The 10,251-nt window shown below is 71.2% G+C and carries 8 protein-coding genes and 1 pseudogene; 2 read left to right on the plus strand and 7 right to left on the minus strand.

The window, feature by feature from the left end:
• Positions 1 to 19 precede the first annotated feature (19 nt).
• From EFL95_RS01535 to EFL95_RS20105, 5 genes and pseudogenes are all read right to left on the minus strand, one after another.
• A complete protein-coding gene (locus EFL95_RS01535; protein ID WP_123232293.1) occupies positions 20 to 3,460 on the minus strand; it encodes an error-prone DNA polymerase in 3,441 nt (1,146 codons plus the stop codon).
• A 15-nt stretch (positions 3,461 to 3,475) separates the two neighbouring features.
• A complete protein-coding gene (locus tag EFL95_RS01540; protein ID WP_123232294.1) occupies positions 3,476 to 5,002 on the minus strand; it encodes a DNA polymerase Y family protein in 1,527 nt (508 codons plus the stop codon).
• Positions 5,002 to 5,649, minus strand: coding sequence for a hypothetical protein (locus tag EFL95_RS01545; RefSeq protein WP_148044935.1), 648 nt, complete (start codon positions 5,647 to 5,649; stop codon positions 5,002 to 5,004). Before EFL95_RS01545 ends, EFL95_RS01540 begins: the two co-directional genes overlap by 1 nt.
• Positions 5,650 to 5,703: 54 nt before the next feature.
• Positions 5,704 to 6,135, minus strand: coding sequence for a sensor histidine kinase (locus EFL95_RS19800; protein WP_123232296.1), 432 nt, complete (start codon positions 6,133 to 6,135; stop codon positions 5,704 to 5,706).
• 38 nt (positions 6,136 to 6,173) lie between these two features.
• Positions 6,174 to 7,364 (minus strand): annotated as a pseudogene (locus EFL95_RS20105) (sensor histidine kinase); the annotation flags it as partial.
• A 77-nt stretch (positions 7,365 to 7,441) separates the two neighbouring features.
• Here EFL95_RS20105 and EFL95_RS01560 point away from each other — a divergent pair.
• A complete protein-coding gene (locus tag EFL95_RS01560; RefSeq protein WP_123232298.1) occupies positions 7,442 to 8,188 on the plus strand; it encodes an SDR family oxidoreductase in 747 nt (248 codons plus the stop codon).
• Entirely contained in the window at positions 8,185 to 8,604 is a 420-nt protein-coding gene (locus EFL95_RS01565) for a hypothetical protein (RefSeq protein WP_123232299.1), read from the plus strand. The genes EFL95_RS01560 and EFL95_RS01565 overlap by 4 nt, the downstream gene beginning before the upstream one ends.
• A 55-nt stretch (positions 8,605 to 8,659) precedes the next feature.
• On the opposite strand, the gene EFL95_RS19665 is transcribed toward EFL95_RS01565, so the two are convergent.
• Positions 8,660 to 9,193, minus strand: coding sequence for an adenylate/guanylate cyclase domain-containing protein (locus EFL95_RS19665; protein WP_221176280.1), 534 nt, complete (start codon positions 9,191 to 9,193; stop codon positions 8,660 to 8,662).
• Positions 9,175 to 10,209, minus strand: coding sequence for a HAMP domain-containing protein (locus tag EFL95_RS19670; RefSeq protein ID WP_221176281.1), 1,035 nt, complete (start codon positions 10,207 to 10,209; stop codon positions 9,175 to 9,177). Before EFL95_RS19670 ends, EFL95_RS19665 begins: the two co-directional genes overlap by 19 nt.
• Positions 10,210 to 10,251: the final 42 nt, after the last annotated feature.

The raw sequence follows: 10,251 nt of genomic DNA on the forward strand, positions 1-10,251 counted from the left end.
CAAGCTCAACCAGCACGGGTCACTGGAAGTCGCGGGAGTGGTGCCGTCCCCGCAGGGCTTCCTCGGCGTGCGGGCTGACCGACTCGAGAGTCGAGAGCTTGTCGGCGAGCAGGTTCGCCACTCCGTCAGTTCGTTCGATGACTCCCCGGATCACCATGCCGGACGCGTTCCGGGCGACCTTGCGGTAGCGGTTCCAGACCCCCTCGGTGCAGATCACGTTGAGCATCCCGGTCTCGTCCTCGAGGTTGAGGAAGGTGACCCCTCCGGCGGTGCTCGGCCGCTGGCGGTGGGTGACCAGGCCCGCCACGTGGACCCGGCGTCCGGACTCGGCCTGGAACATGTCCGCCACCGACTTGATGCCGACGTCGGTCAGCGCCGCGCGCAGGTGGGTGATCGGGTGGCCGTCCGGGGAGATCCGGGTCGCCCAGAGATCCGAGAGGGTGACGCCGACCGGGTCGAGCCCCGGGAGCATCGGCGCTGACACCACCGCAGCGGCACCCTCGAGCTGGTCAGCGCGCTCGGTGAAGCCGGCGTGCCACAGCGCGTCGCGGCGCGACATCCCCCAGACCTCGAAGGCACCTGCCGTGGCCAGCGCTTCCAGCTGACCCGAGTCCAGTCCGGCTCGTCGGGAGAGGTCGACCATGTCGCGGAAGGGTCGTTCATCACGAGCAGCGACGATCCGTGCTGCGACGTCCGCGCCGATCCCCCGCACCTCGTCCAGCCCGAGGCGGACCGCGAACGCCCCGTCACGGCGGTGGGTCAGCGTCGGGTCCGGTGCGCTCGCGTCGTACGGGGTGGGCCGGTGGTACGGCTCGATGCAGGAAGCCAGGCCGGTCGCGGGGGTTTCGAGGCCCGTCGCTTGCGCTCCTCGCGCCTCAACCACCGTGAGTGGTTCGAGTCCGGCTTGGGCAGCCGAGGAGACGATGCACGGTCGGCGCACCTCGACGCCGTGCCGCTTCGCGTCCTGGACCAGCGACTGCGGCGAGTAGAAGCCCATCGGCTGCGCCCGGAGCAGGCCGGCCAGGAACGCCGCCGGGTAGTGCAGCTTGAACCACGAGCTCGCGTAGACCAGCAGCGCGAAGCTGAGCGCGTGGCTCTCCGCGAAGCCGAAGTTCGCGAACGACAGGATCTGCACGTAGATCTGCTTCGCCTCCTCCCCGAACAGCCCGCGCCTGGCCATCCCGGCGAACAACGTGGCCTTGATCGACTCGATCCGCTCGATGCCGCGCTTGGAGCCCATCGCCCGGCGCAGCAGGTCGGCGTCGTCACGGCTGCAGTCCCCGATCGCCACCGCCATCTCCATGAGCTGCTCCTGGAACAACGGCACCCCCAGGGTCCGCTGGAGCACCGGGATCAGGTCGGGGTGCGCGTAGCTGACCTCCTCGCGCCCGGTCGCCCGCCGGATGTAGGGGTGCACGGCACCGCCCTGGATCGGGCCGGGTCGGATCAGGGCGATCTCGATCGCCAGGTCGTAGAAGCACCGTGGCCTCAGCCGGGGCAGCGTGCCGATCTGCGCCCGGCTCTCCACCTGGAAGACGCCGATCGAGTCGGCGCGGCACAACATGTCGTAGACGCCCGGCTCCTCCTTGGGGATCGAGGCCAGCGTCCACTCCTCGCCGAGCTGCTCGGCGATCATCACCATCATGTGGTTGAGGGCGCCGAGCATGCCCAGCCCGAGCAGGTCGAACTTGACCAGGCCCATCCACTCGCAGGCGTCCTTGTCCCACTGCAGGATCGTCCGCTTGTCCATCCGGGCTCGCTCGATCGGGCAGACCTCGCCGATCGGGCGCTCGGTCAGGATCATCCCGCCGGAGTGGATGCCGAGGTGGCGCGGCGCCTTCAGCAGCTCGTTGGCCAGGTCGACCACCGGCTCGGGGATGTCCTCGGAGGCGACCGCACCGCCCCAGGAGTCGATCGACTTCGACCAGGCGTCCTGCTGCCCTGGCGAGTGCCCGAGCGCCTTGGCCGCGTCGCGCACCGCCATCTTCGGCCGGTAGCTGATCACGTTCGCGACCTGAGCCGCGTTGTGCCGGCCGTAGCGCTCGTAGACCCACTGGATCACCTCCTCGCGACGGTCGGAGTCGAAGTCGACGTCGATGTCCGGCTCCTCGTCGCGGTGCGCTGAGATGAACCGCTCGAAGGGCAGGTTGTAGAGCACCGAGTCGATCGCGGTGATGCCCAGCGCGAAGCAGACCGCCGAGCTCGCCGCCGACCCCCGGCCCTGGCAGAGGATCCCCTGCTCGCGGGCGAACGCGACGATGTCGTGCACGATGGCGAAGTAGCCGGCGAAGTCCTTGCGCTCGATGACCTCGAGCTCGTGGTCGACCCGCTCGCGGGCGCGCTGCTCGTGCGGCGTACCGCGGTAGCGCAGCTCGAAGCCGCGCTCGGTCAGCACCCGCAGCCAGGTCGAGGGCGTGTGCCCCTCGGGGATGCCGAGCTTGGGCAGCCGCGGGGTCGCCTTCTGCAGGTCGAAGGCGAGCTGGTCGGCCAGCTCCACCGACCGGGCGACCGCACCGGGGTACCGGGCGAAGAGCTGCGCCATCTCAGCACCCGATCGCAGCGACGCCGCGCCCCAGGGCGGGAGCCAGCCGTCGATCTCGGCCAGGCTGCGTCGCGCCCGGATCGCTGCCATCGCCGAGGCGAGCCGGTGCCCGTCGGGGGTGGCGTGGTGGACGTTGTTGGTCGCCACCACCGGAAGCCCGTGCACCCGGGCGAGGTGGGCGAGCGCGTCGTTGGTCCCGTGGTCCCCGGGGTGGCCGTGGTCGACCAGCTCGACCACGACGCGGTCGTGACCGAACAGCGCGGTCAGCCGGTCCAGCTCGCGCGCGGCAGCCTCGACCCCGTCGCGCGCGAGGGCAGCGCGGACCGCTCCCTTGCGGCACCCGGTCAGCACCTGCCAGTGACCGCGCCCGTGGCCGGAGAGCTCCTCGAGGTCGTAGACCGGTCGGCCCTTCTCGTCCCCGCGCAGCTGCGCGTCGGTGATCGCGGACGCGAGCCGGTGGTAGCCCTCGACGCCGTCCGCGAGCACCAGCAGGTGCGAGCCCTCGGGGTCCGGTACGCCGTTCTGCGGCTTGCTCAACCCCAGCGACAGCTCGGCGCCGAAGACCGTCTTCGGGCCACCGGCACCGGCGTACTTCTGGGCGATCTCGGCGAACAGCGGCGCCCCGGCGAAGCCGTCGTGGTCGGTGATCGCCAGCGCGTGCAGCCCCAGCCGGACCGCCTGCTCGACCAGCTTGTCCGGGCCACTGGCGCCGTCGAGGAAGCTGAAGTTGCTGTGGCAGTGCAGCTCGGCGTACGGGACCACCGGTCCGTCGGGGAGTCGCACCTCCTCGGCGGGCTGGTACGCCTTGCGCTTGCGCGAGCCGGGGCCGTCATCCGGGGCAGCATTCAGGGGTCGCGGTTTCGGCGACAGACGCTTCTCGAGCTCGGACCACGGGATCGGAGGGTTGTTCCAGCCCACTACGCGACGGCTTCCTCACTCATACGCGGCTTCCGTCCACCAGCGGTCGCCGTCGCAGCGCATCAGCCAGGCGCTGCCATCGACCCCGACGATCTGGAAGCGGGCCACCAGGGCACCCGGCCTCTCGGACGACTCCCACCACTGCTCGCTGACCGACCACGGGCCTGCCCAGTCCTGCACCTGCTGCCAGCCCGACCCGCTTCCGGTGTGGAAACGCTCCGGCACGCCGGTGAGCACGCCGCGATCGGTGACGGTGACCGGGCGGCCGCCTTCGCCGATGACCGCCGTCGCCCACGGCTCGACGAAGACCCGGGTCGGCGCAGGAGAGGGGATCGACCCCGGCCAGGGCAGGTCGGGAGACCGGACCGCGCTCGGTCGCTCACCCCAGGGCACCAGCAGCTGACGGTCCGCCGGCGACCGACCGCCTTGCCGGACCGGGACCACCACGGCGTCGTAGCCGAGCATGGCTTGGACCCGGGCGACACCTCGGTCGATGAGCTCGTCGGTCCCGCCTCCCCAGAGACCGTCGGCGTGGGCCGCGGCAGGCTCGACCACCTCGGGCACGAACCGCACCAGCCCCACCGGCGCTCCGACCAGCGCACCGCTCGGGCTCGCCTGGAGCTGCCAGTGCACCCGGTCCACCACGTCGACGGCACTGAACCAGCGCGAGTGCACCCAGGACCTGCTCGAGAGCAGCGAGCGCTTGGCGTCGTCGCCCTCGGCCTCGACCCGCAGCGCGGTGCAGACGAGACCGTGCTGGGCCAGCCCGGCGATGAACTCCTCGGCCTTGCGGCGGACGCTGAAGCTGATCGCCTCGACCGAGGTCATCGCCGGCTCGAAGACCACCTCGGTGACCAGGTCGGGAGGGGGCGTGCGCGATGCCGGCTGGACCAGGTCGACCCCGCGGGCGAGTCGGTGCACCTTGGCGCCGTACGCGCCGAACCGGGTCAGCACGTCCCGGGCCGGAAGAGCGGCGAGGTCACCGAGCGAGCTCAGCCCGAGGCGCTGGAGCAGTCCGACGAGGTCAGCGTCGTCGAGGACGTCGACGGGCAGCGCGCAGAGGAAGGCGGCCGATCCCCCGCGCTCGATCACCCGCCATCCCTGGACATCGGCCAGGCGCGCTGCCTGCTCGGCGGAGAAGAGGTCGTCCGCGATCCCGATCCGGACGTCGTGGATCCCGGTCCCGACGAGCTTCTCGGCGATGGTGGCCGCGGCGAACTCCTCACCGCCGTAGAAACGTCCGGGAGCCTTGATCGCCAGCAACCCCGGCCGCAGCGGCGCCACCCCGGGTCGCAGCGCCTCGACAGCGGCCAGGACCGGTTCGAAGGCTCGTACGTCGCGATCGGGATTGGCGTCGAGCAGCACCAGCTCGGGGCAGCGCGCCTGGGCGTCGCGACGGCGCATGCCGCGCCGGATGCCCTGCTCGCGCGCGGCCTCGTTGCAGGCCACCACCGCGCTCCGGGTCAGCACCGCGCACGGACCCAGGCCAGCACCGGCGGCGACCACCGGCCAGTCCGGGCACCAGACCACCAGGACGCGCATCAGCCCACCCCCCGAAGTGGCTCATCTGTGGGTTGAGCTTGTCGAAACCCGTACCGCCTCAGACCGACTCCGGGCGCGAGCTCGAGCTCGACGCGTCGGGGCGGCGCCGATCCGCGCGCGACGGAGACGACCAGCCGGCGGTCGGTGAGCCGGCCGTGCCCACGGTCGGCGCCGATCCAGTGTGAGGACTCGACCGACAGTCGTGCCTCCGAGCCGGGCCAGCGACCCCACGCGATCAGCGTCGCCGACCGCTTCCGGAGCCGTGCACCGATCCGGCCCGCGGTCCTCTCCCCGACCCCGGGCGGCGGGCGGAGCAGCACGACGGAGACCACGTCGAGGAGGGCGGCGGTCGCCTCGAGCCAGTGCTCGCCAGGGTCGGGGACCAGGACGGTCCGGGTCAGGTCCACCCCGAGCTCGGCAGCGGCCTCGACCCCGAAGTCGGCCGCTCCCACCACGGCGGACCAGGAGCCCTCACGTGAGGGGGCGGAGAGCAGGGCGATGGCCAGCCCGGCACTGTCGACCTCATAGGCTCCCCCGGTCCGCAGCTGGAGCAGCCCCTCGAGAGCCGGGTGCGTCGGCAACGGCTGGCGCGGGACCCCGTCCTGCATGCTGCGGATGCGCTCCTGGAGCTGCTGGACGGTGGACATCCACCCATGATCGAACATATGTTCGAATCACGCAATCGCCTGTTTCAGCAGGCGTCAGGCCACCCGCGGGAGCTCGATGGTGACCGTGGTCCCCTCGCCCGGGGTGCTGCTGATCCCGACCGTGCCGTGCTGCTCGGTGACCAGCTGGTGCACGCTGAACAGACCCAGCCCGGAGCCGCCGTCGCCCTTCACGCTGGAGCCGCGGGCGAACTCGTCGAAGATCGTCGCGAGGTCCGCCTCCTCGATGCCCCGGCCCCGGTCGGCGACGGTGACGCGGCCCAGCCGGTGGTCCTCGCTGAGCTCGACGTCGATCGGCGAGCCCGCCGGCGAGTAGCGGACCGCGTTGACCAGGATGTTCGCCAGCACCCGCCCGAACGCGACCGGTCGGCCATCACCATGACCGGTGCTCCGGTGACGGCGATCTTGTGCGAGGTCAGTACCGGCTCGAGGTCGCGCAGGCAGTCCTCGACCAGCTCCTTGAGGCACAGCGGCTCGAGCTGGACCTCGAGCGCGCCCGCCTGCAGGCGCGCGTGGTCGAGCATGTTGTCGACCATCACGCCGAGGGTCGCGACGTTGCTGCGCACCCGCTGGACGAACACGTCCTGCTCGTCCGGCTCGGCGATCGACATCATCTCGGTGAAGCCCATGATCGCGGTCAGCGGCGCCCGGATGTCGTGGGACACCGAGGCGAAGAACTCCTCCCTCGCCACGTTCGCCCGCTCGGCTTCGGCCTGAGCGTCGACGAGCAGCCGGGTGCGTTCGTCGACGAGCCGGAGCGCGTACTCGCGGCGACGTACCAGCGTCTCGATCAGCAGGCCCAGGACCGCGGCGGTGAGCAGGCCTCCGCCCACCAGCAGCCACGGGAACGCCGAGGCCACGGTGCCGATCAGCGGCTCGCGGGCCGAGGCGGCGATCGACCAGGTGGAGGTCCCGACCTGGAACTGCTTGGTCACGACGGTTCCGTGCGGGAGGTCGCCGGAGACCAGCAGCAGCTGGCGAGGATCGACCGTCGCGCCGGCGTACACCGCGACGTCGAGCTCGCGGAACGGCGATCCGGCAGCGCTCGGCGTCGGCCTGGCCGGACCGAGCGCCGAGTCGAGGAAGGCGACGTTTCCGGGATCGGTCGCCACCGCCAGGGCGAGCACGATGTGCTTGCTCCCGCCGAGGTCGACCACGCCGGAGACCATGTCCTTGGCCTTCGTCGCCCGCGCCAGCATCTGCGTGACCTCGGGCGAGACCGCCGTGCCCGGAGCCGGCGCCGTGCGTCCGGCGCTGCGCACGACGGCGTACCCGGAGCCCTGCCGGCGCGCGAGGCTGATCGTCGAGGTTCCCGTGCTCGTCATCGCGGCGGTCACCGCGGCGAAGCTCTTCGCGGCGTCCGGGGTCGAGCCCGAGGAGCCCGCGACCAGCAGCACCGAACGGGTCTCCGAGGTGCTCACGCTCAGCAGGGAGGACAGCTCGCCCGCCCGCTCGGTCAGAAGCTGCTGCTCCTGGGTCTTGTTGACGTCGGCGGCGATGAACGCGAAAGCGATCGAAAGCCCTCCGATGAACAGGGCCATCCCGGGAGCGGCCAGCCGTCCCAGTCGTGTTCGTGTCCGGTTTTTCGTAGCGCCCACTCGCCCGTCCCCTGCCGGCTGATACTCCGCACCCCCGAGTCCCCGTGCGGACGATCTCCGTCCAAAATGGACGGTACGCCTGAAATACTCCTCTTGCATACCCTTTGTCGCTTTGAAACTTCACCGTGCCGGAACCCCCGGTGACCCGGTCCGAGCAGCGTGGCAGGCTTCGACCCGTGAGGATCGCAGTCGCCGGTGGCACCGGTGTCGTCGGATCAGTCCTGGTCGAGCAGCTGAGGTCGTCAGGCCACGAGGTTGTGGTCCTCGCCCGCGCCGCCGGCGTTGACCTGATGACGGGTAGCGGGCTCGAGCACAGCCTCGACGGGGTCGAGGCCGTCGTCGACGTGCTGAGCGTTGCGACCTCGGCCGCCGGCAGGGCGACCGAGTTCTTCACCACCACGACCCGCACCCTGCTCGAGGCCGAGTACGCCGCGGGCGTGCGCCACCACGTGCTGCTCTCGATCGTCGGCATCGACGAGATCCCGTTCGGCTACTACGTCGGCAAGGTCGCGCAGGAGCACGCGGTCGAGGACGGCAAGGTCCCCTTCACGATCCTGCGCGCGACCCAGTTCCACGAGTTCGGCGCCCAGATGATCGACCGCGCACCCTCGATCGGACCGGTGCTGCTGGTGCCGCAGATGACCTCGGCCCCCGTGGCGGCGTCCGAGGTAGCGGCCGAGCTGGCGCGCATCGCCGGCGGTGTCCCCCAGGGTCGCGTCCCCGACCTGCGCGGACCCCGCGAGGAGAGCGTCCCGTCGATGACCCGTCGGGTGCTGCGCAAGCGCGGATCACGTCGACCGGTGATGACGGCGTTCCTGCCGGGCAAGGCCGGCAAGGGCATGCGCAACGGCGGTCTGGTCCCGGGCGACGGCGCGACCCTCGGGAGGCAGACCTTCGACGAGTGGCTGGAGGCGCAGGCGTGAGCAACGCACGCAAGGTCGGAGTCCTGGTCCTGCTCCTCCAGGGCCTCTTCGTCGGCGGTTGGGCGCTGATCGGACCGCGGTCCTTCTACGACAGCTTTCCCGGCGCCGGGCACCACTGGACCGCGGTCACCGGTCCGTACAACGAGCACTTCGTCACCGACGTCGGCGCCGCGTACCTCGCGCTGGCCGCGGTCGCGCTCCTCGCTCTCGCCTGGGGCGATCTCCGCAGCTGCCGGCTGGCCGGAGCCGCCTGGGCCGTCTTCAGCGCGCCGCACTTCTTGTTCCACGCCCGGCACCTGTCCGGGCTGACGAGCTTCGACAAGGTCGCCGAGCTGACCAGCCTGGGGGCCACGCTGGTGCTGGCCGTTCTGCTGGTGCTGCCGGGGAAGGGTTTCGACAAGCTCAACCAGCAATAACGGTCGCGCTCAACCAGCGATAGCGGTCGAGCTCAACCAGCACTAGCGGGCGAGCTCAACCAGCAACAGCCCGCAGCCGACCGGTAGCCGTCGGCTGCGAGCGACCACGGAGCACCTGGTCCCCGGCCGGCTCCCAGTAGGCCTGCTCCTCGGCCGGTGCCTGCGCGACCGCGTCCCAGGCGACCAGCACGTGGCCGGGCACCGTCTTGGCCAGGTCGCAGAGTCGCGAAGCCGCGTTCACCGAGTCGCCGATCACGGTGTACTCGAACCGCGACTCCTCACCGATGTTGCCGGCCACCGCCTCGCCGGTGCCGACGCCGATCCCGGCCTGGATCTCGGAGACCTCCTCGTGGAGTCGCACCGCGATCGCCCGGGCCGCCATCAGCGCGGCGAGCGGGTGGTCCTCGGTCGCCACCGGCGCTCCGAAGATCGCCAGTGCCGCGTCTCCCATGAACTTGTTGATGAAGCCGCCCTGCCGGTTGACCTCCTCGACGACGACCGCCAGGAACCGGTTCAGGGTGTCGACGACCTCCTGCGGTGAACGCTCGGTCGCGTACGCCGTCGAGCCGATCAGGTCGATGAACAGCACCGAGACGACCCGGGTCTCCCCGCCGAGCTGGACTTTCCGGCCGCAGCAGCCTCGGCGACGTCGCGCCCCACGTGCCGGCCGAAGACGTCGCGCAGCGCCTCGCGCTCGCGCAGACCGGAGACCATGTCGTTGAAGCCGGCCTGCAACAGACCCAGCTCGGTGCCGTCGAAGACCGTCACCTCGGCCTCGAAGTCGCCCTTCCCGACGCGCTCGAGCGCCGAGCGCACCGTGGTGATCGGTGCGACCACGGCGCGCGCGTTCAGGACCGTGACCAGCAGCCCGAAGATGAGCACGATCCCGCACAGCGCGAGCGCGATGATCGCGAGCCGGTCCTTGGACATCTCGTCACTGGTGAGCGCGACGATGGCCGCGACGCCGAGGCCGACCACCGGTGCCGCCGTACCGATCCCCCAGAAGAGCAGCACCCGGGCCTGCACACCGGTCATGCCGACCCGGCGGCGGCGGGCCTGGCCCTTGAGCGAGAGCGCCGCGATCGGGCGCAGCGCGAACTCGGTCTCCAGGAACGCGATCGTGGAGACCACCAGGCCGCTGATGAAGATGGAGAACGCAGTGCCCAGGGCGCGGTCGGGCTGCAGCACGAGTGCCTCGAGGGTGAACACGACGACGCCACCGGTCCAGAGCAGGCCCTGGATCAGGGTCAGCCGGATCGGGATGCGCAGCGCCGTACGCCGCTCCTTCGACGTCGGCGAGCGCCCCTCCAGGATCCAGCGCAGCCCGCGCAGGCTGCTGATCGTCCCCCAGAACCCGCCGACCACCGTCGCGACGCCCACGTAGGTCGGGACGCTGATCGCCAGCGCCACCAGGCTGCGGTGGTTCAGCGACTGGGTCGGCAGCACGAACAGCGACAGGACCAGCACCACCCCGGCGCCGATCAGGTGGGTGACCACCAGCATCGTGGTGAGCAGCAGCTGCAGCCGCACCCGCAACCGCTGCGGGGTCTGCGTCGCCGGGCCGAGCAGGACCGACCCGAACGGCGCTGCCTGCTGCTTGCTCACGCGCGTCATCATGGCAGCCGCGAATTCGGCGGTCAGCGATTT

Origin of the sequence: Nocardioides marmorisolisilvae, from assembly GCF_003725775.1 — a bacterium.
GTDB classification, from domain to species: domain Bacteria; phylum Actinomycetota; class Actinomycetes; order Propionibacteriales; family Nocardioidaceae; genus Marmoricola; species Marmoricola marmorisolisilvae.

Coding starts and splice junctions, on each gene's coding strand:
- EFL95_RS01540 (WP_123232294.1), bottom strand. CDS start 5,002: ATGCGCGTCCTGGTGGTCTGGTGCCCGGACTGGCCGGTGGTCGCCGCC.
- EFL95_RS01545 (WP_148044935.1), bottom strand. CDS start 5,649: ATGTCCACCGTCCAGCAGCTCCAGGAGCGCATCCGCAGCATGCAGGAC.